The 23,294-nt window shown below is 75.0% G+C and carries 22 protein-coding genes and 2 pseudogenes; 7 read left to right on the top strand and 17 right to left on the bottom strand.

Annotated elements, in window-relative coordinates:
* Positions 1-376 precede the first annotated feature (376 nt).
* From D459_RS0126530 to D459_RS0126520, 3 genes are all read right to left on the bottom strand, one after another.
* Positions 377-1,270: a hypothetical protein gene (locus tag D459_RS0126530; RefSeq protein WP_017596028.1), complete on the bottom strand. Its 894-nt coding sequence runs from the start codon at positions 1,268-1,270 to the stop codon at positions 377-379.
* Between the two features lie 572 nt (positions 1,271-1,842).
* Positions 1,843-3,090: a kynureninase gene (kynU, locus tag D459_RS0126525; RefSeq protein ID WP_017596027.1), complete on the bottom strand. Its 1,248-nt coding sequence runs from the start codon at positions 3,088-3,090 to the stop codon at positions 1,843-1,845.
* A gap of 62 nt (positions 3,091-3,152) precedes the next feature.
* Positions 3,153-4,016: a tryptophan 2,3-dioxygenase gene (locus D459_RS0126520; protein WP_020380343.1), complete on the bottom strand. Its 864-nt coding sequence runs from the start codon at positions 4,014-4,016 to the stop codon at positions 3,153-3,155.
* A gap of 149 nt (positions 4,017-4,165) precedes the next feature.
* On the opposite strand from D459_RS0126520, the pseudogene D459_RS0126515 reads away from it, so the two are divergent.
* A pseudogene (locus D459_RS0126515) lies at positions 4,166-4,612 on the top strand (Lrp/AsnC family transcriptional regulator); the annotation flags it as partial.
* Between the two features lie 88 nt (positions 4,613-4,700).
* On the opposite strand, the gene D459_RS34760 reads toward D459_RS0126515, so the two are convergent.
* Positions 4,701-4,826, bottom strand: coding sequence for a methionine/alanine import family NSS transporter small subunit (locus tag D459_RS34760; RefSeq protein ID WP_017596024.1), 126 nt, complete (start codon positions 4,824-4,826; stop codon positions 4,701-4,703).
* Positions 4,826-6,388, bottom strand: coding sequence for a sodium-dependent transporter (locus D459_RS0126505; protein WP_017596023.1), 1,563 nt, complete (start codon positions 6,386-6,388; stop codon positions 4,826-4,828). The genes D459_RS34760 and D459_RS0126505 overlap by 1 nt, the downstream gene beginning before the upstream one ends.
* 371 nt (positions 6,389-6,759) lie before the next feature.
* On the opposite strand from D459_RS0126505, the gene D459_RS32935 reads away from it, so the two are divergent.
* Together D459_RS32935 and D459_RS34755 are read left to right on the top strand one after the other, a co-directional pair.
* Complete coding sequence (locus D459_RS32935; RefSeq protein WP_017596022.1) at positions 6,760-8,091, top strand: MFS transporter; 1,332 nt, start codon at positions 6,760-6,762, stop codon at positions 8,089-8,091.
* Between the two features lie 105 nt (positions 8,092-8,196).
* Positions 8,197-8,460, top strand: a pseudogene (locus tag D459_RS34755) (DUF4031 domain-containing protein); the annotation flags it as partial.
* On the opposite strand, the gene D459_RS37595 reads toward D459_RS34755, so the two are convergent.
* The 5 genes from D459_RS37595 to D459_RS0126475 all read right to left on the bottom strand — a co-directional run bounded on the left by D459_RS37595 (position 8,431) and on the right by D459_RS0126475 (position 12,538).
* Positions 8,431-9,084 carry an HD domain-containing protein gene (locus D459_RS37595; protein WP_017596021.1) on the bottom strand — a complete coding sequence of 218 codons (654 nt, stop codon included), beginning with the start codon at positions 9,082-9,084 and terminating at the stop codon, positions 8,431-8,433. The pseudogene D459_RS34755 and the gene D459_RS37595 sit on opposite strands and share 30 nt — an antisense overlap.
* Before the next feature lie 42 nt (positions 9,085-9,126).
* The gene (locus D459_RS0126490; RefSeq protein WP_241485134.1) at positions 9,127-9,882 is read right to left on the bottom strand and encodes an ABC transporter permease; all 756 of its coding nucleotides are present in this window, start codon (positions 9,880-9,882) and stop codon (positions 9,127-9,129) included.
* Between the two features lie 128 nt (positions 9,883-10,010).
* On the bottom strand, positions 10,011-10,967 hold the full coding sequence (locus D459_RS0126485; protein WP_017596019.1) for an ATP-binding cassette domain-containing protein: 957 nt from the start codon (positions 10,965-10,967) through the stop codon (positions 10,011-10,013).
* A gap of 171 nt (positions 10,968-11,138) precedes the next feature.
* Entirely contained in the window at positions 11,139-11,759 is a 621-nt protein-coding gene (locus D459_RS32930; protein ID WP_017596018.1) for a PadR family transcriptional regulator, read from the bottom strand.
* Positions 11,760-11,839: 80 nt separating this feature from the next.
* Positions 11,840-12,538: a PhzF family phenazine biosynthesis protein gene (locus D459_RS0126475; protein WP_017596017.1), complete on the bottom strand. Its 699-nt coding sequence runs from the start codon at positions 12,536-12,538 to the stop codon at positions 11,840-11,842.
* A gap of 291 nt (positions 12,539-12,829) precedes the next feature.
* On the opposite strand from D459_RS0126475, the gene D459_RS0126470 reads away from it, so the two are divergent.
* Together D459_RS0126470 and D459_RS0126465 are read left to right on the top strand one after the other, a co-directional pair.
* A complete protein-coding gene (locus D459_RS0126470; protein WP_026120782.1) occupies positions 12,830-14,059 on the top strand; it encodes an MFS transporter in 1,230 nt (409 codons plus the stop codon).
* A 173-nt stretch (positions 14,060-14,232) separates the two neighbouring features.
* Positions 14,233-14,643, top strand: a complete 411-nt coding sequence (locus tag D459_RS0126465) for a VOC family protein (protein ID WP_017596015.1) — start codon at positions 14,233-14,235, stop codon at positions 14,641-14,643.
* Positions 14,644-14,693: 50 nt separating this feature from the next.
* Here the strand turns inward: D459_RS0126465 and D459_RS0126460 are convergent, their stop codons facing one another.
* A complete protein-coding gene (locus D459_RS0126460) occupies positions 14,694-15,464 on the bottom strand; it encodes a DeoR/GlpR family DNA-binding transcription regulator (RefSeq protein WP_017596014.1) in 771 nt (256 codons plus the stop codon).
* 312 nt (positions 15,465-15,776) lie between these two features.
* Here D459_RS0126460 and D459_RS32925 point away from each other — a divergent pair, with 312 nt between their 5' ends.
* Positions 15,777-16,733 (top strand): glycerophosphodiester phosphodiesterase, encoded by a 957-nt coding sequence (locus D459_RS32925; protein ID WP_017596013.1) that lies wholly within the window; start codon positions 15,777-15,779, stop codon positions 16,731-16,733.
* 82 nt (positions 16,734-16,815) lie between these two features.
* Entirely contained in the window at positions 16,816-17,349 is a 534-nt protein-coding gene (locus tag D459_RS0126450) for a hypothetical protein (protein WP_017596012.1), read from the top strand.
* A 63-nt stretch (positions 17,350-17,412) separates the two neighbouring features.
* Here D459_RS0126450 and D459_RS0126445 read toward each other — a convergent pair whose 3' ends face one another.
* From D459_RS0126445 to D459_RS33925, 6 genes are all read right to left on the bottom strand, one after another.
* Positions 17,413-18,822: an NAD(P)(+) transhydrogenase (Re/Si-specific) subunit beta gene (locus tag D459_RS0126445; protein WP_017596011.1), complete on the bottom strand. Its 1,410-nt coding sequence runs from the start codon at positions 18,820-18,822 to the stop codon at positions 17,413-17,415.
* On the bottom strand, positions 18,819-19,112 hold the full coding sequence (locus tag D459_RS0126440; RefSeq protein ID WP_017596010.1) for an NAD(P) transhydrogenase subunit alpha: 294 nt from the start codon (positions 19,110-19,112) through the stop codon (positions 18,819-18,821). Before D459_RS0126440 ends, D459_RS0126445 begins: the two co-directional genes overlap by 4 nt.
* Positions 19,113-19,370: 258 nt before the next feature.
* A complete protein-coding gene (locus tag D459_RS32920; protein WP_017596009.1) occupies positions 19,371-20,543 on the bottom strand; it encodes a Rossmann-fold NAD(P)-binding domain-containing protein in 1,173 nt (390 codons plus the stop codon).
* Positions 20,544-20,606: 63 nt separating this feature from the next.
* Complete coding sequence (locus tag D459_RS0126430; protein ID WP_017596008.1) at positions 20,607-21,266, bottom strand: response regulator transcription factor; 660 nt, start codon at positions 21,264-21,266, stop codon at positions 20,607-20,609.
* Complete coding sequence (locus D459_RS0126425) at positions 21,263-22,816, bottom strand: sensor histidine kinase (RefSeq protein ID WP_020380341.1); 1,554 nt, start codon at positions 22,814-22,816, stop codon at positions 21,263-21,265. Before D459_RS0126425 ends, D459_RS0126430 begins: the two co-directional genes overlap by 4 nt.
* Positions 22,809-23,168, bottom strand: coding sequence for a hypothetical protein (locus D459_RS33925; RefSeq protein ID WP_051065551.1), 360 nt, complete (start codon positions 23,166-23,168; stop codon positions 22,809-22,811). Before D459_RS33925 ends, D459_RS0126425 begins: the two co-directional genes overlap by 8 nt.
* Between the last annotated feature and the right edge of the window lie 126 nt (positions 23,169-23,294).

Genomic DNA, 23,294 nt, shown 5'->3' with positions numbered 1-23,294 from the left:
CCTGCCTCTGCCGTCGCCGCCGGTTCGGACCTTCGCTCTGCGGGGCGCCGCGCCCGACCGACCAGCCGGCACGCCCCCCTTCCCGCCCTCGCCGCCGGCCTGAACCTCCGCTCTGCGGGGCGCCGCACCTGGGTTGGGCGTCTTTCGCGCCCCCCTTTCCGATGATCTTGACGTTCCGGGCCCATCGACGCGGATTGATGGGCCCGGAACGTCAAGATCATCGCCCGGTCGGCGCGGGGGGCCTGGGGTCCGGACATGGAAAGGACGCGGCCCCCGCCCCGGAGGGAAGGGGCGGGGACCGCGTCATCGGGGGGATCGGGGGGTGGTGGGGGGCGGGGGGTCGCGGGGGCTCTGCGGAGGGCGGGCGCCCTCCGGGTCAGGCGCGGTGCCGGCCGCGCTCGGCGCCGCGGCGGACCAGGGAGTCGCGCACCTCGGCGAACCGGTCGCCCAGCCGGGCCAGCGGGCCGCTCTCGCCTTCGGCGGCGGCCGCGGCGTAGTCGACGGGGCGGCGGGCCGCGAGGAACAGGGTGATCAGGACGGCGGGGAGCAGGGCGAGGGTGAGCGCGCCGGCGGCCATCGGCAGGTCGGCGCCGGCCAGGTCGAAGCCGGACACGCTGTTCGCCGCGGTGGAGGCCTCGGTGCCGGCGGACGGGCCGCCCTGGCCGCCGCTTCCGGCGAGGGCCTGGTCCTCCTTCTTCTCGGCGGCCTTCTGCTCCTGCTCCTTCTTCTCGGCCGCCTCCTTCTTCTCCTGCTCCTTCTTCTCCTTCTCCTTGCGCTCCTGCTCCTTCTTCTCCTCCTTCTCCTTCTCGGATTCGGGCTTGAAGCGGTCCGGAACGGGGGAGACGGCGCTGTCGCAGGTGGCGGACTTGCTCATCGGGTGCGGGGCGCCCTCGTTGCCGGCGCCGTCGCCCCACTCGGTGATGACGTACTCGACGTCGATGTGACCGTTGCCGCCGGAGACGGTGTAGGAGGAGTCGTTCCAGCTCTCACCGGTGAGCTCGGCGAAGGTCTTGCCGTCCAGGTCGAGCAGGACGTTGCAGTTCTCGGCGGGGTCGCCGGGGCCGCGGTCGCCGATGAAGAAGTCGGCCTTCTTGCCGTCGTAGACGACGTAGCCCTTGGTGCCCAGCGGCCAGCTGGGGCTGGCGGCCAGGCCCTTCTGCATGGGCTCGCCGCTCGCGGGGGCACCGGTGTCGCCGTTGATGCCGGAACCGTCGTCCCAGAAGTAGGACGCTTTGACTTCGCCGTACTGGATCGGGCTGTCAGAACTCATGTGCAATCAACCAGGTCGTTGGCGGGTCGGTCGAGACCGGGCGCGGCGATTCCGGGCATGGCGGGATCAGGGCATGGCGGATTCGGGCATGCCGCCGGGGCGCACCCTCGGCGGGCGGTTCGGGAGTGTGCGGGTCCGGCACCGTTCTCGGCGCCGCTCGGAGCGGTCCTCGCGGCCTCTGCCGCCTCGCTCCGGCCCCCGCAGATGATCAGGGCCTCGACTGTCCGGGCGCGGTCTGCGCCCGGGCGGGACACCGGCCCGCAACACCCAGGTCACGAACCGATCACGAAGGACTGTAACCCATGGAAAAGTAAAATGCGAAGCGAAGGGGGACAAAGCGGCAGGTCAAGCCCTCCCCATCACCCCGCATCCGATCCGGCTCCCGGTGCCCCGCAGCGGCTTTCACCTCTAGTGAAGGCAAAAAAGCGGTACTCGTCACACCACCACGCCGCCCCGGTCTCAACCCCCGTCGGCCGGCCCCGCCGACCGGCCCCTGCGCACACGAGGGCGGCGGGGGCGGACCCGATCCGGTCCGCCCCCGCCGCTCGCTCTCTCCGGCCCCTCCGGCCGGCTCAGGTCACCTGGCCGCGCTCGGCGAACCTCGGGTCCCGCCACTCCCCCGACTCGACCACCTCGACCAGCGCGGTCGCGGCGTCGAAGACCTCCTCGTAGCCGAGGTAGAGCGGGGTGAACCCGAAGCGCAGCACGTCGGGCGCGCGGAAGTCGCCGACCACCCCGCGGGCGATCAGCGCCTGCACGATCGGGTAGCCCTCGGGGTGGGAGAGCGCGACCTGGCTGCCTCGCCGCTCCGGCTCGATCGGGGTGACCAGGCGCAGCCCGTCCGGCCCGGTGCCGCCGGGGGCGGCGATCCCGATGAACAGCTCGGTGAGGGCCAGGCTCTTCTCCCGCACCCGCGCCAGGTCGACCCGGCCCCACAGGTCCAGCGAGGCCTCCAGGGCCGCGTCGGCGACCAGCGGCTGCGAGCCGCTGAGGAAGCGCGAGGCGCCCGCGGCGGGCTCGTAGTCCCCGGTGAAGTCGAACGGGCGGGCGTGCCCGTGCCAGCCGGTGATCGGCTGCCGGGCCGCCTCGTGGTGCCGGCGGGCGACGTAGCTGAAGGCCGGCGCCCCCGGCCCGCCGTTGAGGTACTTGTAGGTGCAGCCCACCGCGAAGTCGGCGCCGCAGGCGGAGAGCTCCACCGGGACCGCGCCGGCGCTGTGGCACAGGTCCCACACGATCAGCGCGCCGTACCGGTGCGCCAGCCCGGTGAGCGCGGCCATGTCGCGGAGCTCGCCGGTGCGGTAGTCCACGTGGCTGAGCAGCACGGCCGCGACGTCCCCGGCGGCCAGCGCCTCCTCCAGCGCGGCGGGTTCGGCCGGGACCCTGCGCTCCTCGGTCCCGGTCAGCTCGGCCGCGCCCTGGGTGACGTACAGGTCGGTGGGGAAGTTGCCGGCCTCGCCGAGCAGCACCCGGCGGCCGGGGTTCAGCCGCACCGCCGCGATCAGCGCCTTGAAGATGTTGGCCGAGGTCCCGTCGCCCACCACCACCTCGTCGGCGGCGGCGCCGACCAGCGGGGCCACCTTGGCGCCCAGCGTGCGCGGCTTGTCCCACCAGCCGGCCTTGTTCCAGCTGGCGATGAGGTCGCGGCCCCACTCCCGCCGCACCGTGTCGGCGACCCGGTCGGGGGTGGCCCTGGGCAGCGCGCCCAGGGAGTTGCCGTCGAGGTAGACGATGCCCTCGGGGAGGAGGAACTCCTCGCGGAAGGGGGCCAGCGGGTCGGCGGCGTCCAGCTTGCGGCAGGCCTCGCGGCTGATCTGGGTCACTGCTCTCCTCTTGTTCCTCGGTGCTGCGGTCCGGGGCTCCCCGGTGTCCTACCCCGGTGCGGTCACAGGGCCGCGCGCAGCGACCACAGTTCGGGGAAGACGTCGCGGGCGGCGTTGCCGGCCAGCCAGCGCACCCCGTCGGAGCCGCCGCTGCCCGGCTTGGGGCCCAGCGACCGCTTGACCGCGGACAGGTGCCGCCAGCGCCACCGGGTCACCCGCTCGGCGGTGTCCAGCAGCGCCTCCGCCAGGGCGAACAGCTCGTTTCCGGGGGTGTCGTCGGCGTAGACCTCGCCCCAGGCGCGCTCCACCCCGGGGTCGGGCCGGTAGGGGCGGGTCCAGTCGCGCTCCACCGCCCCGGCGGGGACCGGCAGGCCGCGGCGGGCGAGCAGCCGCAGCGCCGCGTCGTACAGGCCCGGCTCGGCCAGGGCCCGCTCCAGTTCGGCGCGGGCGCGCGGGGCGTCCTGGTAGGGCCGGAGCATCGCCGCGGACTTGTTCCCGATCAGGAACTCCAGCCGGCGGTAGGTGTGCGACTGGAACCCGGACGCCTCGCCGAAGGAGGACCGGAACCGGCCGAACTCGGTGGGGGTCAGGTCGGCGAGCAGGTCCCAGGAGGAGACCAGCACGTCCTGCACCCGGGCGCCCTTGCGCAGCTCGGCCAGGGCGGCCGGGACGTCGTCGCCCTCCAGGGCGTCGCGGGCCCGCACCCAGTGCTCGGCGAGCAGGTCGAACAGGAGCTCCATCACCTGGGTGGCGACGATGAAGTCGGTCTCGGCCGGCTCGTCGGTGCGCGGCCGCCGCAGGTCGAGCAGGGTGTCGATGGCCGCGTACTCCGCGTAGGGGGTGCCGCCCTCGAAGTCGAGCCGGGGGCGCCCGTCCTCCTGTGCACCCCGGGGACCGCCCGGTACCGCCGTGCTCTGGGACGCCATCGTGCCCACCTCTCCATTCTCGACCGGTTCGACCTGGGCTTACAGCTTGCAGCAGATCGCTCCCCGGGAGAATGGCCGGTGGCTTTCGTACGCCGTGTCCGACTTGGCGTTCATAATGGGGGAACCGCGAAGGACCTCACGATCGGAAGGCCATGCTGGACCGAGTCGACCGGCGTATCCTCAGCGAGCTCCAGGCCGACGGCCGGCTCTCCTACAACGAGCTGGCCCGCCGGGTGGGCCGGTCCGCGCCGGCCGTCGCCGAGCGGGTGCGGCGGCTGTCCGAGCGCGGCGTGATCACCGGCCACCACGCCCGGGTGGACCCGGCCGCGGCCGGGCTCCCGGTGACCGCGCTGGTGCGGATGGAGTGCTTCGGCGCGCGCTGCCTGCTCCGCGACGAGGCCGCCATGGCCCGCCCGGAGATCCTCCAGCTGCACCGGGTCACCGGCGACACCTGCTGCGTGCTGTTCATCGCGGTCCGCTCGATGGCCCACTTCGAGGAGCTGATCGACCGGCTGGCCGAGCACGGCCGGCCGTCCAGCACGATGGTGCTGTCCAGCCCCATCCCGTGGCGGGCGGTCCAGGCGCCGGGCGGCTGACCCGCGGAGGGCCCGGAACGCCGGAGCGCCCCGACCGGCGGACCGGTCGGGGCGCTCCCGTGAGGCGCTCCGGGGGAGGATGCGCGGGTCAGCCCTGGGCCCCGCCCTGGTCCTCAGGGTCGGGGTGGGCGCGCAGCCACAGCGCGGAGGCGATCAGCCCGCCCCACAGGATCACCATGGAAACGCCCATCATCACGACGGCTCCGGTGGACATCAGCTTCCTCCCTCCTCCGCGCCGGCGGCCTTCGCGCCGTTGCGCTCCTCTTCTTCCAGGTCCTCGTCGACGCTGGTCACCTCGCGGTTGCGGAACAGCACGGCGAGGACGATCCCCACCAGCAGCGCTCCGCCGGCGACGCCCCAGCCGGCCGCGTTCAGGAACCACTGCGGGTAGTCCTCGTAGGGCACGGTCAGCTCGGTGATCAGGCCGTCGATCATCATCCAGCCCAGCACCAGCGGGGTGATCGCGCCCAGCGCCACCATCCACCAGATGCGCAGCGGCACCGAGGAGATCGACTCGACGTGCCGCTGCATCTCGGGCAGGCGGCGCAGCGCCCAGGCGACGACGACCACCATGACCAGGCCGGCCAGCGCGATGCCGTAGGCGTTGATGAAGTGGTCCACCGCGTCCAGGACGAACAGGCCCTGGTCGGTGGGGAAGACCGCGATGGACACCAGCGCGGTGGCCCCGCCCACGGAGAGCACCGCGGGGACCCGGCCCATCCCGGTGCGGTCCTGCACCGCGGAGACGACCACCTGCACGATGCTGAGCAGCGAGCTGATGCCCGCGATCACCAGCGAGCCGAAGAACAGCAGGCCGAACAGGTTCGCGCCGACCGGCAGGGTGGAGATGATCTGCGGGAAGGCGACGAACGCCAGGCCGATGCCGGAGGTCGCCACCTCGTCCACGGCCACCCCGCTCTGCACCGCCATGAAGCCCAGCGCGGCGAACACGCCGATGCCGGCGAGCAGCTCGAAGGAGCTGTTGGCGAACCCGGCGACCAGCGCCGAACCGCTCAGGTCGACCCTGCGGCGCAGGTAGGAGGCGTAGGTGACCATGATGCCGAAGCCGATGGACAGCGAGAAGAAGATCTGCCCGTAGGCCGCCACCCACACCGAGCCGTCGGTGATGGCCGACCAGTCCGGGGTGAACAGCGCGTCCAGGCCGGTGGAGGCGCCCTCCAGGAGCAGCGCCTGCACCACCAGCACCCCGAACAGCACCACCAGCAGCGGGATGAACACCTTGTTGGCGCGCTCGATGCCGCGCCGCACGCCCATGGCCAGCAGCACCAGCACCACGATCCAGACCGCGATCAGCGGCAGGGCCACGTCGGCGTTGTAGCCGCCCGGGGCGCCCGGGCCGTCGGCCACCCGCAGGAACTCGCCGAAGAAGAAGCCGTCCGGGTCGGCGCCCCACTGCTGCCCGAGGGAGAATCCGGCGTAGCGCACCGCCCAGGCGATGATGACCGCGTAGTAGACGCCGACGACGAACGGGATGGCCACCTGCCACCAGCCGAGGGCCTCGGCGGGTTTGGCCAGTCGGCGCATCGCCACCGGCGGCGATGCTCGGAAGCGGTGCCCGATCGCGTACTCCAGGATGAGCAGCGGGATCCCCGCCGTCAGGAGGGCGACCAGGTAGGGCACGATGAACGCGCCGCCGCCGTTCTCATAGGCCACGTAGGGGAAGCGCCAGATGTTCCCCAATCCGATGGCGGACCCGATCGCCGCCAGCAGGAAGCCTGTCCGGCTGCCCCACTGCTCGCGGTTGGCTTTTGGCATGTCGGGGACTCTTTCCGATGATGCGGAGTGAAGTGAAACTACGGGCCTGACCGTAGCACCGCTGAACATTTTGCGGCACTTCGGACCCGCCCGTCCCCTTCGCCGCCGCGACCAGTGCGTTCTCCGCTCTCTCCGCCCCGCGGCGCCCGGCCCGCCGCGCCCCGGACCGGGGATGCGCCTCCGCCCCGGCTTCACCCGGCCCCGGCCCGGGCGGCGGGCGGGGGGCGGGGGCCACCGCTCCGCCCGGCGCGGCCGGGTGGCATAGTCGCCACTCGGCGGCCGCCCGGCCGCCCCCAGGAACCGAGGAGGCGATCGACACGAGCGGCGGCGCTCCCGGCGGCCCGGGCCCCGGCCCGGCCCCCGGACGGCTGGTGGCGGCCGTCGTCCCCGGAACCCTGCTCAACGCGCTGAACTCGTCGATGATCGTGCTGGCGCTGGTGCCCATCGAGCGGGACTACGGGGTGGGCCTGGCCGCCGCCTCCTGGCTGATCTCGGCGTTCTATCTGGCCGCGACGGTGTGCATGCCGCTGATGGGCCGGCTGGCCGACCGGTTCGGGGCGCGCCGGGTGTTCGTCTCCGGCCTGGCCCTGGTCTGCGCGACCTCCGCGCTCGCCCCGCTGGCGCCGGACATCGGCTGGCTGGTCGCGGCCCGGGTGCTGCTGGCCGCGGGCACCTCGGTCGCCTTCCCCGCCGCGATGGCGGTGTTCCGCGCGGCGCTGCCCGGCGGCCCGCCGCAGGGCGCGATGGCGCTGGTGGGCGCCGCCAACTCGTCGGCCGCCGCGTTCGGCCCGGTGCTGGGCGGCCTGCTGGTGCAGGCCTGGGGCTGGCAGGCGATCTGGCTGGTGAACGTGCCGGTGACGGTCCTCGGCATGGTGCTCGCCCTGGTGCTGCTGCCGCCGGTGCCGCCGCGCGCCCCGGCCTCGGTCCGCGGCGCCCTGGCCGACCTCGACCTGCCGGGGATCGCCGCCTACGCCGCGGCCGCCGGCTGCCTGGTCGCCTTCCTGCTGGGGCTCTCCGACGGCCCGAGCCGGGTCCTGCTGGGCATCGCGGCGGCCGCCGGGGCGCTGCTGGTGCTCCGCGAGACCCGCACCGGCACGCCCTTCCTGGACCTGCGCGCGATGGCCGCCGACCGCCGGCTGCCGCTGGTCTTCGCGCAGAACACCGCGGTCGCCGTGGTGTTCTACCTGTCCTTCATCGGGGTGCCGCAGTGGCTGCAGGGCGGCCGCGGGCTGGACCCGGCCGCGGCGGGCCTGGTGATGCTGCCGCTGACCGGGGTCAGCGCGCTGCTGCTGCCGCTGGTCGCCCGCGGGCTGCGGCGGTTCGGCGAGCGCCCGGTGCTGCTGGCCGGGAGCACCCTGCTGCTCTGCGGCTCGGGGTCGCTGCTGCTGGTGGGCGCGGACACCCCGGTGTGGGCGCTGGCGGCGCTGACCGCGCTGCTCGGGCTGCCCAACGCCTTCAACAACCTGGGCCTGCAGTCGGCGATGTACCGGGCGGCGCCGGACGACCGGATCGGCGTGGTCTCCGGGCTCTTCCAGACCTTCCGCTTCTTCGGTTCGATCACCGCGGCGGTGGTCGTCGGTTCGGTCTTCGCCGACGGCGCGGACGACGCCGGGCTGCACACCGCGGCGGCGGTGATGGCGGCGGTCTCGGTGCCGCTGGTCCTGGCCGGGGCGGTGCGCCGCGGCCGGCCGGCCCCCGCCTGACCCCCGATGATCTCGACGTTGCGGGGGGGGAGCGCTCCGCCCTCGCAGCGTCGCGATCATCGCCTCGGGACGGGCCGCAGCGGGCGACGTTCTACAGTCGGATCCGTGACCGTACTGATCGACCCGCCCGCCTGGCCCGGCCCGCGCGGGCTGCTCTTCTCCCACCTGGCCGGCGACGCCTCCCTGGAGGAGCTGCACGCCTTCGCCCGCGAGCTGGGCGTGCCGCCGCGCGCCTTCGAGCGGGACCACTACGACGTCCCGGAGACCCTGTACGACCGGGCGGTGCGGCTGGGCGCGGCCCCGGTGAGCAGCAGGGAGCTGGTCGCGCGGCTGACCGCCTCAGGCCTGCGGCGGCGCAAGCGGGGGCGGCTCGCCGTCCAGCGCGGCGAGTTCGGCGGCGAGGTTGCGCCGGGCGGCCGCCTCCCAGCGGGCCCGCCCCCCGGCGGTGCGGAACAGCGGGTCGGCGGCGAGTAGGCCGCGCAGCACGGCCGCCCGCCCCGCGCGGAAGTCCGCCTCCCCCACGTGGGCGTAGTCCCGGCGCACCGCGGCGGCGTAGTCCCGGTAGCCCTCCGGGTCCCGGCCGAGCACGGCCAGGTCGGCGTCGCAGAGCACTTCGGCGTCGGCGTCGCCGGAGTCCGGCCGGTGCCCGGCGGTGGCCCGGACCAGCCGGGCGACCCCGGCGGCGAACCCCGCAGAGCGGCCGCACTCCGGCACCAGCCGCTCGGCCAGGGCCGCGCTGCGCTCCTCGTCCCGGCCGGGCACCCCGTCGTACACCGCGTCGTGGAACCAGGCGGCGAAGCGCACCAGGTCGGCGTCGGCGGCCTCGGCGGCCAGCGCGTCCACCCCGGCCAGCACCGCCCGCAGGTGGTCCGGGCCGTGGTAGTGCCGGTGCGGCTCGCCCCACCGGGCGAGCAGTTCCGCGCCGACCGCCTCGGCCCGCCCGCCGGTCCCGGCCAGGGCCCGCCATGCGCGGCGGAGGTCCGCATGCTCCATGGGACCAGTCTGCCCCGGCCGCCGCCGCGCCCGGGCGGCGGGTCAGGCGTTGAGTCGGTGCATCGACCTGACTCCCAGGGCCAGGGCGAGGACGGCCGTCCCGGCCGCGACCGCGGCGCCCAGGCCGACCTCGGCGGCGGCGAACCCGCCGCCGAACAGCGCGCGCTCGGCGTCGACCACGTGGCTGACCGGGTTGATCCGGGAGAGCGCGTACAGCCAGCCCGGTGCCAGGTCCATCGGCAGCATCACCCCGGAGAGCAGGATCAGCGGCATGATGACGGCCTGCAGCGCGCCGGAGAACTTGAACGGCGCCTTGAGCACCATGGCGAGCAGGTAGGAGAGGGTGCCCAGGCCGACGCCGAGCACGGCCAGCAGGAGCAGGCCGGCCAGTGCGCCGGGGACGGACGGCCGCACGCCGAAGGCGGCGGCGCCGGCGATGACGACCAGCGCCTGGGCGATCAGCACGGCGACGTCGCGCAGCACCCGGCCGAGCAGCAGGGCGGTCCGGCTGACCGGGGCGGCCAGCAGCCGCTCGTGCACCCCCTCCTGCATCTCGGGGAGCAGGCCGAAGCCGGCGTAGGCGGTGCCGAAGACGGCGAGCATGCAGAGCATGCCGGGGACGAACCAGCGCATCGGGTCGGCTCCGAGCGGCCCGGGCATGCCGGACAGCAGCGGCCCGAACAGCACCAGGTAGAGCACCGGCTGCATCATGCCGAACACCAGGAAGAACAGCGGGTTGCGCAGGGTCGGCGCCATCTGCCGCTGGAACATGATGCCGGTGTCCTTGAGGACCTTCACGGAGAACTCCTCGGGTAGGGGCGGGCGCCGGGGAGGCCGGCGGCCCGCGGGGATCGGGGCGCCCGGGGGTCGGCGCGGGTCGGGGGCGGGGGCGGTGCCGGGCGGCCCGGTGCGGGCGGCGGCGGTGCTCATCCGTCCCCCTCGCGCAGGCTGCGCCCGGTGAGGGTGAGGAAGACGTCGTCCAGGGTGGGGCGCTGGACCCGCACGGTGGTGAGCCCGACGCCGGCCCGGTCCAGGGCGCGGAGCAGGCCGGGGAGGGCCTCTTCGCCCCGGGTGACGCGCATCCGCAGCTCGGTGCCGTCGGCCTGCACCCCGTCGGCGCCGGCCAGCGGCCGGGCGGCGGCCGCCGCGCGCTCGGCCTCCCCGGGGTCGGCGACGCCGAAGGCGACCAGGTCGCCGGAGACCTTCCCCTTGAGCTCGTCGGCGGTCCCGTCGGCGATGACCCGGCCGTCGTCGATCACCACGACCCGCTCGGCCATGGCGTCGGCCTCGTCCAGGTAGTGGGTGGTCATGAAGACGGTGGTGCCCTGCTCGGCGCGGAGCCGCAGGATGTGCTCCCAGAGGTTGGCCCGGCTGTGCGGGTCCAGGCCGGTGCTGGGCTCGTCCAGGAAGAGCAGCCGCGGGCGGTGGATCAGGCCCATCGCGATGTCCAGGCGGCGCCGCTGGCCGCCGGAGAGCCGGGCGGCGGGGCGGTCGGCCGCGGCGTCCAGCTCCAGCATTTCGAGCAGTTCCGCGGCGCGGGTGCGCGCCTCGGCCTTGGTCAGGCCGTAGAAGCGGCCCTGGGCGGCCAGCTCGTCGCGGACCCGCTGGTCGCCGCCGGAGCCGTGGCCCTGGCCGACGTAGCCGATCGCGGCGCGCACCCCGTCCGGGTCGGCGACCACGTCGCGGCCGGCCACGGTGGCGCTGCCGGAGGTGGGCAGCAGCAGTGTGGTGAGCATGCGCAGGCAGGTGGACTTCCCGGCGCCGTTGGGGCCGAGGAAGGAGACCAGCTCGCCGGCCCCGACGTCGATGTCCAGGCCCTTGACGGCCTGGACGGTGCCTCCGCCGGTGCGGAACTCGCGGGTCAGGTTCCGGGTGTGGATCACGGTTCTCTCATCCCGTCGAAGGGGCGGGCGGTGCTTCGGACGGGTTCAGCTTGACCCCGCCGCACCCCGGTAGTCAAATTTGAATACCTCGGCCCGGAAAAGCGGCCGAAGCGATGACGGCCCCTCCCCCGCGGCGCCGAGATCAACGCGGGGAGAGCGCGGAGAGCGGGGTCAGGCCCGCTCGGGCTCCCCGGCCGGAGGGCCGCCGGCCGGGGGCTCGCCGAAGGCCGCCCCCGGCTCGCCCGCCATGGTGTAGGCGCCGCCGCGGACCCGGTCCAGCAGCTCCCGGTTGAACCGGACCGAGGCCTCGGCCGAGCGCGCCCACCACTGGAACAGCTCGGCCACGTGCGCGGGCTTGTACCCCAGCACCTCGGGGGCGAGCAGCGACTCGCTGCTGCGCAGCTCGGCCTCCAGCTCGTGGAGCCGGTGCTCCAGCAGCGGCACGACCTGCTCGCGCGGCAGGCAGGTCATGAAGACCAGGCCGGCGCCGAAGACCTCGGGCTTGGCCCCGCCGTCGGAGAGCGCCCGGGCGACCAGCCTGCGGAACTCGTCCTCGCCGGCCTCGGTGACCTCGAAGAGCGTCCGCTCCGGGCCCTCGCCGCTCTCCTCCACGCCCGCGGTGCGCAGCGCGCCGGTCTTCAGCAGCTGGCGCAGGGCGTGGTAGATCGAGCCGGGCTTGACGCTGGCCCACTGCTCCACGCCCCAGGAGAGCAGCTCGCGCCGGACCTGGTAGCCGTGGGCCCGGCCCCAGGACCGCACCACGCCCAGCACCAGCAACCGCGTCGCCGACATCGCCCGCCCCTCCCCGGGTCGGGGCGCCCGGGCGGGCGCCCCTCCCCCGAGGTTAGGGCCGGGCGGTCACGTCGCGGGAATCACAGTGCGGGAATCCGGTAGTCCCTGGTCTCCACCAGCGCCGAGCGGCCGCCGACCTCGACCGTGCCGTCCGGGCCGGGACGCACCTCGATCCGCGAGCCGACGCCCTGGCGGATGCTGACCGGGCGGCGGAGCCGCTCCCCCAGGCGGACCGCGGCCGCGCCGGTCGCCTCGTCCTCCTCGATGCCCATCAGCCGGGGGAAGACCCGGACCCGGGCCAGGCCGCGCTCCTCGTCCTCCCAGGCCCACACGTGCAGGTCGGCCCCGGGGCGCCCTTCGGCCGCGTCCACCTCGGCCGCCGAGCCCAGCTGCACGCTGGTGAACTCCGGCGCGGTCGCGGGGTCGGCGCGGATCCAGGTGAGGTCGCCCTCGGTCCAGGTGGGCACCGGGCCGGCCGGCGGCAGCAGCGCGGCGGGGCGCGCCCCGCGCCGCTCCAGCAGCCAGGAGGTGCCGATGAGCGGGTGCCCGGCGAACGGGAGCTCGACCCCGGGCGTGTGGATGTGCAGCCGGGCGGTCTCCGGGTCCTCGACGAAGACCGTCTCGGAGAAGCCGAGGTCGGCGGCGATCTTCTGGCGCAGCTCCGCGCCGAGGCCGGGGGCGTCGAAGAAGACGCCGAGCAGGTTGCCCCCGGTGGGGGCGGACTTCTCGCCGCCCTGGAAGACGGTGGCGACGTGCAGGGGGGTGGTGTCGTTGCCCATGCGCCCACCCTGCCACCCGAGCGACTGAAGCACAACTGATTACTTCTCAACCCACTGGTAAGCAGAACTTAGATCACACTGCGGGCGCTCTCTCCGCGCCTCGACAGAAGTACCGAAAGTAGTATCTTTAAGTCGTCATTCAGCTGACGATGGGATCTTTACCGACTTCTATCGTCAATCCCCGCGCCCGTCGCCCCGTCCCCGGAGGCGGCGAGAGCGGCACACGCGGCTCTTCCGCGTCGGCCGCCGCGCCCGTCAGCGCACCGGTCCGACGTTCCGAAGAGGAGCCCCATGTCCCCGTTGGGAACCCTGCGCCGCATGCATGCGATCGCCGGAGCCCCGCAGCTGATCGTCTCCTTCCTCGCCCGCCTCCCGGTCTCGATGGTGCTCATCGGCACCCTCACCCTGGTCACCGCGGAGACCGGCAGCGTCGCCGCGGGCGGCCTGGTCTCCGGCGCGATCGCCCTCGGCGAGGCGCTCGGCGGCCCGGTCATCGCCCGGTTCGCCGACCGGCTCGGCCAGCGCCCGGTGGTGCTGGCGACCTCGGTCCTGGACGCCGCGCTGATCGCCGCCATGGTCGCCGCGGTCTACTCCGGCGCCCCGCTGCCGCTGCTGGTCGCCTCCGCCGCGCTGGCCGGGCTGTGCATGCCGCAGATCGGCCCGCTGGCCCGGTCCCGCTGGATCGCCCTGGCCAACCGGCGCGAGCACGACCGGGAGCGCTCGGTGGCCGCCGCGCTCTCGGTGGAGGGCGTCCTGGACGAGACCGGCTTCGTGGTCGGCCCGGCCCTGGTCGGGCTGCTCGCCGTGGCCGCCGACCCGGGCATCGCGGTGCTCGGCGCCGCGTTCCTGATCGGCGTCTTCGGCTCCGCGTTCGCCCTGCACCCCACCGCGCTCCCCGGCGCGCCCGGCGGGGCGGCGAAGGAGTCGCTGGCCCGGATCGGCCTGCTGGTCCTCACCGTCCCGATGTTCTGCCAGGGCCTGTTCTTCGGCGCGACCTCCACCGGGGTCACCGCGTTCACCCAGGAGGCCGGGCACGGCGACATGGCCGGCCTGATGTACGCGGTGATGGGCGTCAGCAGCGCGCTCTCCGGGCTGCTGATGGCCTCGGTGCCGGCCTCGGTGCCGCTCCCGCTCCGGCTCCGCGCCGCCGCACTGATGATGACGGTCTGCTCGGTGCCGCTGCTGCTCGCCCCCGGCCCGGTCGGCCTGGCCCTGGCCATGCTCGCGCTGGGCTGCGGCATCGGCCCGCACATCGTCTCGCTGTTCGGGCTGGCCGAGCGGGCCGCTCCGGCCGCCCGGCTGGGGCAGGCGATGACCGTCATCCTGAGCAGCCTGATCGTCGGCCAGTCGCTGGGGTCGATGGCGGCCGGGAGGCTGGCCGAGGAGTTCGGCTTCCACGGCGCCTTCCTGCTCAGCCTCGGCGCGTCGGCGACCGCTCTGGCCGTCGCCGCCGGGGTGGTCCGGTCCCGCTGGTACCGGGCGGCCGGGCAGGGCTCTCCGGCCCCGGCCGGCGCGGTCTGACAGGGGTCCCCGGGGGCCGGCGGCGGGGTGTGTCCCACGTCGCCGGCCCGGGGGCGTTAAAGCGCCGTTAACAGGGACGAAGCACGCTCGGGAGCGGCGTAGTGTCGTTCGACGTGCTTACGTTGTTCCCACCCCGGATGCGTCGGACGCCCCCGCGCCGAAGAGAGGTGCCCGTGCCCCAGGTGACCGGGATCGCGCACATCACCCTGTCGGTGCGCGACATCCGCGAGAGCCTCGACTTCTACCGGACCGTCCTCGGGTTCAAGGCCGTCCGGACCAAGGACGGCAAGCGGATGCTGACCACGGAGTGCCGCAGCGCCTGCGGCATGGTCCTCTTCCTCACCCAGCACGAGGACCACTTCAACTCGCTGTTCGACCCGCGGCACGCCGGTGCCGACCACATCGCCTTCCAGGCCGCCTCCGTGGCCGAGCTGGAGCTGTGGGAGGAGCGGCTGACCGAGCTGGACGTGGACCACGCGCCGATCGTGCACGGCCCGGACGGCTCGGTGCTGGCCTTCAGCGACCCCGACGGAATACAGCTGGAGCTGTTCGCCCCCGCCGAGATCGGCGACGACGGCGACTGAGACCGCCGGGCGCCCGGGGCGCTCCGGCGGCCGCCACCGCTCCCGCTCCTCTACTCCGGCCGCACCAGCTGCAGCCGGACGTCCCTGCTCCGCATGTCCTCCACCGCCGACTGGGGCAGCCGGTCGTCGGTGATGATCGCGTCGAACTCCTCCAGCCGGGCCACCCGGAACGTGCCGAACTTGCCGTACTTGGTGCTGTCCACGGTGAGCACGCTCTTGGAGGCGATCCTCAGCAGCTGCTGCTTGGCGACCACCTTGGCCTCCGAGGGCGTGGTGGAGCCGCGGTCCACGTCCCAGGAGCTGCTCGCGATGAACGCGAGGTCGACGTTGACCCGGCCGAGGAAGTCCGCGGTGAACTGGCCGACCGACGAGTGGTCGGTGTGCGAGACCACGCCCCCGGTGTGGATCAGCTCGATGTTGGGATACTCCATCAGGTGGCCGACGACGTTGAAGTCGTTGGTGATCACCGTCAGGCCCGCCTTGTCGGTGAGCATCGGCACCATCTGCAGGGTGGTGGTCCCCGCGTCCAGGAAGATGGTGAAGTTCTCCCGCACCAGGGCCGCGGCCGCCCGGCTGATGGCCCGCTTGGCGGGCACCTCCAGCTGCGCCTTGGCCAGGTAGGAGGGCTCGCTCTTCAGCCGCGCCGCCAGGCGCACGCCGCCGGTGACCGACAGCACCTTGCCGTCGTTCTCCAGCGCCTGGATGTCCCGGCGCACCGTCATGTGCGAGACCGACAGCAGCGATGTGAGCTCGTTGATGCTCAGCACATGGCGTTCCTGCAGGAGTTTGAGGATGTGCTCGCGACGCTGGTCGGGGATCATCTTTCGCCTTTTTCGCCTTCGTGGTCGTGCCCGGTGCGCGGACCGCGGCTGTGCCGCCGGCCGGGACGGATGTGCACTGCTGTGATGAACGTTCGGGCTGCACCACCAGTTTCCCAGCTCCCCGGCGGACACCGCGATCCCCCACGGGTGAATCGCCTCGCATCCCCCCACGGGTCCGGTTCCGGCCAGCGGGAACGCGTTCTTTTCGACGTTTTTGCCGTCTTCCCCACATAGGACGTCCCGGGGTGGCAACCTTGGTCCCGAACCCCCCGGTAGTGAGGTCGTCGATCCGTCCCGCAACGGAGAGGTTTCATGACTCTGGCGATCGCCCTCCGAGGCGACACACCCCGGTTCCGGGAGAACACCATCCCCGCGCTCAGATCCGCCATCGACAAGGGGGCCGACGCGATCGCGGTCGACCTCCGGCTCACCGCGGACGACCACGTGGTGCTCATCCGGGAGGAGGCCGCCGAACGGAGCTGGGGCCTGCACCGGCCGGTGCGGGAGCTCACCCTGGCCGAGATCGCGGCGGTCACCAGCGAGGGCGGGCAGCGCATCCCCACCCTGATGGAGGCCCTCGCCGAGACCGCCCGGCCGCGCGTGGTGCCGCTGCTGGCCGATGTGGCCTCGGCCGAGGCGGCGCTGGCCGCCGACGCGGTGGCCGCCGAGCACTCCTTCACCGAGCACATGCTCTACAGCGGCCCGGCCGAGGCGCTGCAGGCGCTCGCGGCCCGGCGGCCCGGCGCCGGCACCGTGCTCGACCGGGAGCAGGAGGAGGCCCCGCCCGGCGACCTCCGGCACGGCCTGCACCCCCGGTTCCTCCGCTACCGGGCCGACCTGATCACCCGGGACCTGATCGCCGAGGCGCACCGGAGCGGCCACGGGGTGGCCGCCTGGACCGTCAACGACTTCGCGGAGATGGCCCGGTTCATCGGGATGGGGGTGGACGCGCTGGTCACCGAGGAGATCGCGGAGCTGGCCAAGCTCACCGCCGAGGGCCGCGGCCAGGCCGAGCCCGTGCCGGGGACGGTGGGGGCCGCGGGCGCCCCGGTCGGCGCGGACCGCCCCCGCGGCCGGCACAGCGGCTGCCCTCCCGGGCGGGCCGGTCGGCGCGGGCCTGCCCCGCGGCCCGGCGCCCGGACCGGTCCGGGCGCCGGGCCGCCGCGGAGCGCCGCCGGGAGGGCCGTCCCGGGCGGCGGTCCCGTAGGGAACGGGGACGAGCGGGGCTTTTTCGCGAATTCCCCGGATTCCCGCCCCCGTGCGGGCTAGGCTGGTGGGCGGTCCCGACGCGGGGCCGCCCCCTCAAGCCCGCGCCGTCCCCCGGGTCGGCGCACGTCGGTGAATCCTCTCGATGACGGCCGAACTGTCTCCCTCCCCTGAACGCCTCGCCGAACCGGACGACCCCGTCCGCCTGCTCGCACTGCGCTCCGCCCGGGCGCTGGCCGACGGCGCCGACGCCGAGGCCGGCGGCGGCGCGCCCGGTCCGCTGCCCCGCCGCGCCGACCTGGTGCTCGGCGCGATCGTCCGCCGCCACGTGCGGCACTGCGCCGAGCAGACCGCGTGGCGGCGGCTGCGCGGCACCGCCCCGGTGCCGGCCCAGAGCGGCGACCGTGAGCTCTCCGCCGCCCTGGGCCGGTACCGGGAGCGGGTCCGCACGGTGATCGCCCAGGGCCTGGCCGAGGGGTCCCTCGGACTCCCCGGCGCCCCCGCGGGGCTGCCCGCGCGGGCCGCCGCGGCCGGGGCCGCCCGGCGGGTGCTCGCGGTGCTGGACTCGGCCTCCAGCTGGCTCGGGTCGCCCGGCGCGCCGCCCGAGCACGTGCTCGCCGAGGCCTACGTCGACCTGGTGGTGCGCCGGATGCTCGGCCCGCCCGCCGGCCCCCGATGACCGCGGCGCCGGGGCCCTGCCGGAACGCTCTGGCCGGGCCCCGGTCATCGCCTTGCCGCGGTCTCAGGCGGCCAGTGCCTTCACCGCCGCGGTGAGCTCGGCCAGCGCCTGCTTGGCGTCGCCGAGGAACATCCGGGTCCGCGGGTCGGTGTAGAGCTCGTTGTCGATGCCGGCGTAGCCGTGCCCCAGGGAGCGCTTGATCACGATCACCGTCTCCGCCTTGTCCACGTCCAGGATCGGCATCCCGGAGACCGCGTTGCCGGGGCGGCGCGCGGCCGGGTTGGTCACGTCGTTGGCCCCCACCACCAGCGCCACGTCGGCCCGGGCGAACTCGGGGTTGACCTCCTCCATCTCCTTCATCTGCGGGTAGGGGACCTTGGCCTCGGCCAGCAGCACGTTCATGTGGCCGGGCATCCGCCCGGCGACCGGGTGCACCGCGTAGTCCACCCGGACGCCGCCCGCCTCCAGCCGCTCGGCGAGCTCGCGCAGCTCGTGCTGGGCCTGGGCGGCGGCCAGCCCGTAGCCCGGCACCATGATCACCCGGGAGGCGTAGGCCAGCCGGATCGCCGCGTCGTCGGCGGTGACGGTGGCGACGCCCTGCCGGGCGGGCCCGCCGCCCGCGTCCTCGTCCCCGGTGCCGTACCCGCCGACCAGGATGGCGCGGAGCGGCCGGTTCATCGCGTCCGCCATCAGCTTGGTCAGGATCGCACCGGAGGCGCCGACCAGCGCCCCGGCGATGACCATCATCGCGTTGCCGACCACGAAGCCGGCCATCGCCACCGCGATCCCGGTGCAGGCGTTGAGCAGCGACACCACCACCGGCATGTCGGCGCCGCCGATGGCGAGCACGCCGACCACGCCGAGCGCCAGCGCGGCGGCGACCGCGGCGGCCAGCGGCCAGGCCCCGCCGGCCCCGGCGACCAGTGCCGCGCAGCCGCCGGCCGCGGCCAGCACCAGCAGCGCGTCGAGGGCGCCCCGGCCGCGGAACACCACCGGGTGCCCGGCGACCAGCCCGTGCAGCTTGCCGGCGGCGACCAGCGACCCGGAGAAGGCGACCGCGCCGATCACCGCGTCCAGCGCGACCAGCGCGGTGACCGCGGCGCCGGGCCGCCCCTCCTCCGCCAGGCGGAGGTACTCGTAGCCGCCGATCAGCGCCGCCGCGCCGCCGCCCACCGCGTTGAAGAGGCTGACCAGCTGCGGCATCGCGGTCATCCGCACGTTCAGTGCGGCGTACAGGCCGGCGGCGGCGCCCAGCGACGTCCCCGCGGCGATCACCGCCCACGCGATCGGGGAGGCCTCCCCGGAGACCGCGGCGAGCACCAGGGTGGCGGCGACCGCCGCGGCCATGCCCGCGCCGGACAGCGTGTTGCCCCGGCGCGCGGTGGCCGGGGCGTTCATCAGGTGCAGGCCGACCACGAAGCAGGCGGCCGCCGCGAGGTAGACCACCGCGACGGCGCTCTCCGCGGGGCTCACCGCCGGCCCGCCGGGGAGCGGAACATGTGCAGCATCCGGTCGGTGACCGCGTACCCGCCGACCACGTTCATCGCGGCGAAGGCGCAGGCCAGGAAGGCCAGCGCGTAGCCGAACGGGGTGTGCGCGGTGGTACCGATCGCGATGGCGCCGACCAGCACCACCCCGTGCACCGCGTTGGCCGCCGACATCAGCGGCGTGTGCAGGGTGGCCGGCACCCTGCTGATCACCTCGAAGCCCACCAGCAGGCTCAGGACGAAGACGGTGAGGTCGCCGATCGCGTCGGGCGTCATGGGCACTCCCTGCGGCTGTCGGTCTCGGCTGGGTCGGGAGGAGCGGGCGGGCCCGGTGCGGCGGGCCCGCGCCGCCGGCGGGGATCGCGCTCCCCGGCCGGCGGCCGCGGGCCGGCGCGCCCGGCCTCCGGGGGCGGCCTCCCCCGGCGGCGGTACCGGTGCCGGGCGGGGGTCCCCCGGTGCCCCCGCGGTGCCGCGTCCGTCGGGGGAAGGGCGGGCGGGGTGCCCTGCTCGCGCCTCTCCGCTCCCATCGGCGGTCTACCGGACCGGGGAGGACGCCGGGTCGGCGCCGGCCGCCGCGGCCACGTCGGGGCGGAGCAGCCGGCCGCCGTGCGCGACGACCACGCCGGCGCGGATCTCGTCGCCGGGGGCGTCGTCCGGGCCGACCGCCAGCCGGCCGCCGTCCAGCAGGTGGGCCAGGAGCGCCGAGATGTTGCGCGAGTAGGCCTCGGAGGCGGCCCTGGGGACCGTGTCGGCCAGCTCCGCGGCGCCGATGACCAGCGCGCCGCCCGGGGTCTCCACGGTCCGGCCGGGCACGCTCAGCTCGGTGTTGCCGCCGTCCGGGCCGGCCGCCAGGTCGACCACCACCGCGCCGGGGCGCAGCCGGTCCAGGGCGGCGGCGTCGAGCAGCAGCGGCGGGGGCCCGGCGGGGACCTGGGCGGTGCACACCACGATGTCGAACCGGCCGGCGGCGGCGGCCAGCGCGCCGCCCTGGGCCCGCTGCTCGCCGGCGGTGAGGGCGCGGGCGTACCCGCCCTCGCCGGCCCCGGCGGGGGCGTCGGCCTCCAGCACGGAGGCGCCCACCGAGGCGATCTCCTCGCGCGCCTCGGGGCGGACGTCGTAGCCGGTGACGACCGCGCCGAGGCGGTGCGCGGTGGCGATGGCCTGCAGCCCGGCGACGCCGGCCCCCAGGACCAGGACCTGCGCCGGGCGGGCCACCCCGGCCGCGGTCATCAGCAGCGGCAGGTAGCGGTCGTAGGCCGCGGCGGCGGTGATCACCGCCTTGTACCCGGCCACGCTGGCCTGCGAGGTGAGCGCGTCCATCGGCTGGGCGCGGCTCAGCGTGCGGGGCAGGCCGTCCAGGCTGACCAGGGTCGCGCCGCGCTCGGCCAGTTCGCGCATGAGCCCGGGGGCCTGCATCGGGCGCAGCATGCCGGCGACCGCCTGGCCGGCGCGGAGGCCGCGCAGCACGGCGGCCTCCGGGCGGGTGAGGCAGAGCCACAGGTCGGCGGTGCCGCGCACCTGCTCGGCGGGGAGGACCCGCGCGCCGGCCGCGGTGTAGTCGTCGTCGCGGAACCGGGCGCCCGCGCCGGCCCCGGTCTCGACCAGGACCTCCAGGCCCGCGTCGCGCAGCGCCCCGACCCCCGCCGGGACGACCGCCGCCCGCCGCTGCCCCGGGGTGGAGAGGATCCCCGCCTTCAGCGCCGCCATGCCGCTCCCTTCGCCGTTCCGGCCTCCGGGCCCGGTGGGATAGGTACCCCGGCGCGGCCCGGCTCAGTCGGCGAGCCGGTAGCCCATGCCGCGCACGGTCTGGATCCGGCCGGCGCCGACCTTCTTGCGCAGCGCCCGGATGAAGACGTCGACCACGTTGGACCCGGGGTCGTAGTCGTACCCCCACACCTGGGAGAGCATCTGCTGCCGGGAGAGGACCTGGCCGCGGTGGCGCATCAGCAGTTCGAGCAGGGCGAACTCGCGGGCGGTGAGGTCGACGGTCTCCCGCCCGGCGGTGGCCCGCCGGGTGCGCAGGTCCAGGGAGAGGTCGCCGTGCGCGAGGACGGTGGCCTCGCCGGTGCGCTCGCCGCGCATCCGGAGCCGGACCCGGGCCAGCAGCTCCTCGAACCGGAACGGCTTGGTCATGTAGTCGTCGGCGCCGATCTCCAGCCCGGTGACGGTGTCCCGCACCCCGTCGCGGGCGGTGAGCACCACCACCGGGAGCGGGGAGCCGCTGTCGCGGACCTTGCGCAGCACGGCGAACCCGTCGTCGTCGGGGAGCCCCAGGTCGAGCACCATCAGGTCGTAGTCGCCGGTCAGCGCGTACTCGACGGCCTCCCGGGCGGTGCCCACCACGGTGGTGGCGAAGCCGTTGGCGGTCAGGCCCTTGCGGACGAAGGAGGCGATGCGCTCCTCGTCCTCTGCGATGAGGATGCGGGTCACGGGCGGTCACTCCTCGCGCCGGTCGGAAAGGTCAGGGTGAAGGAGGCGCCCTCGCCGGGCGCCGAGCGCAGGTGCACCGATCCGTGGTGCGCGTCCACGATGGCGCGGACGATGGCCAGGCCCAGGCCGGCCCCGGCGCGGTCGCCGCCGGCGGAGGTGCCGCGGGCGAACCGGGCGAAGATGCGCTCCTGGTCGGCGGGGGCGATGCCGGGTCCGGTGTCGCGCACCCAGAACGACGCCTGCTCGCCGTCGCCGGAGACGCGGGAGCCGATCGAGATCATCGAGCCGGGCGGGGTGTAGCGGACGGCGTTGGCGGCGAGCTGCACCATGGCCTGGGTGACCCGCTGCGGGTCGGCCCGGATCGGGCCCTCGCCGATCTCCTCCAGGCGCCACTCCCGGTCGCCCAGTGCGCGCACCTTGGCGTCGATGTCGATGGTGAGCTCCTCCACCGAGACCCGCTCGTAGTGCAGGAAGTCCGGCCGCTCGGCCTTGGCCAGCAGGAGCAGGTCCTCCACGATCCGGGCCATCCGGTCCAGTTCGTCGGTGACCAGCCGGACCACCTCGCGGCGCTCCTCGGGGTCGTCGCCCATCAGCTCCAGGTGGCCGCGGACGATGGTGATCGGGGTGCGCAGCTCGTGCCCGGCGTCGTCGATGAACCGGCGCTGCACGTCGAAGGCGTCGTGCAGGCGGTCGAGCATGCCGTTGAACTGCTCGGCCAGCGCGGCGACGTCGTCGTTGCCGGGCACGTCGATGCGGCGGGTGAGGTCCTCCTCGGAGATCTCCGCGGCGGCCTGGCGGACCAGCCGGACCGGGGCGAGGATCCGCCCGGAGACCCACCAGGCCGCGGTGCCGGTGAGCAGCAGGCCGACCGCGCCGACCAGCCCCACGGTGCGCGTGGTGGCGCCCAGCTCGGCCAGGTCGGCGGCGGTGAAGTAGCCGACCACGAACCAGCCGTCCGGGTTGCCGCTGCCGGCCGGTGCCCTGACCCGCAGCTTCTCCCAGTGCATCTCCCCCTCGGGGGTGTTCACCGAGCCGCGGGCCGCGGAGTCGTCGAGGATCTCCCGGAGCAGCGCGCCGTCGGCGGAGACGTCGTGGACCGGTTCCGGGCCCTGCCGGACCCGGCCGGTGGGCACCTGCGCGCCGGGGGCCTCGTCGACGTGGCCGAAGAGGATCTCGGAGTCGTCGGGCTGCTGGTGGGTGAGGTAGGTGCGCATCAGCGCCTCGGTGTGCGTGAAGCTCCGCCCGGTCTCGGGGTCGATGCCCACCCGGGCGTACTCCTCGAACTCCTCGATCTCCTGGTCGAGGGCGGCGTCCACCCGCCCGTTCATGCCGCCGAGCAGCGACTGCCAGGTGACCAGCACGACGAGCAGGAGCACGGCGGCGGTCAGCGAGGCGACCCAGAGCATGATCCGCACTCTGGCGGGGAGGCGGAGCCGCGGCCGGGCGCCGTCGGTGCCGGTGCCCTGCGGGTCGGTGGTGACCAGGTCCTCGGCGAGCGGCGCGGTCGGCCCGATCACCGGTCTGGGGCCGCGGTCCGGGCCGTCAGTCATCGTCATCGTCATCATCATCGTCGAGGTCGTCATCGCCCCCGGGCAGGGGCTGCGGCGGGGCGGGGGTCTCCTGGGACCCCGGGGGTCCCGGGGAGCGCGAGGACTCGGGGGGCGGGGGTTCCGAGCCGTCGCCGGAGACCGCGGGCGGCGGGTCGACGACGCCCTCGTCGCCGCCCTCCCCCGGCCCGGTGGTGGAGGAGGCGGAGGGGGGTTCCGGCGACTCCCCGACGACCACCTCGCCGGGCGGGCGCGAGTCGGGAGCCGTGCGGCCCGCGCTCCAGGCCATGGCGGCGGCCACCGCCAGGACGGCGCAGACCACCCCGATCAGGGCGAATCGGTGCAGCGGTCTCATGGGAAGAGCATCCCGGACCGGTTTCAAGTGAAGATGAAACGCCGATGAAGAAATCTTCATCCGGGTCGCGGTGCCGGGACGCCGCTCGTGAGAGGACCGGTCCCCCGTGGACGGTGCGGAGGACCG

Source organism: Nocardiopsis potens DSM 45234 (assembly GCF_000341105.1).
Classification (GTDB): domain Bacteria; phylum Actinomycetota; class Actinomycetes; order Streptosporangiales; family Streptosporangiaceae; genus Nocardiopsis_A; species Nocardiopsis_A potens.
Note: the sequence above shows the minus strand (reverse complement) of the source record. Positions and strands in the feature narration are given on the sequence as shown.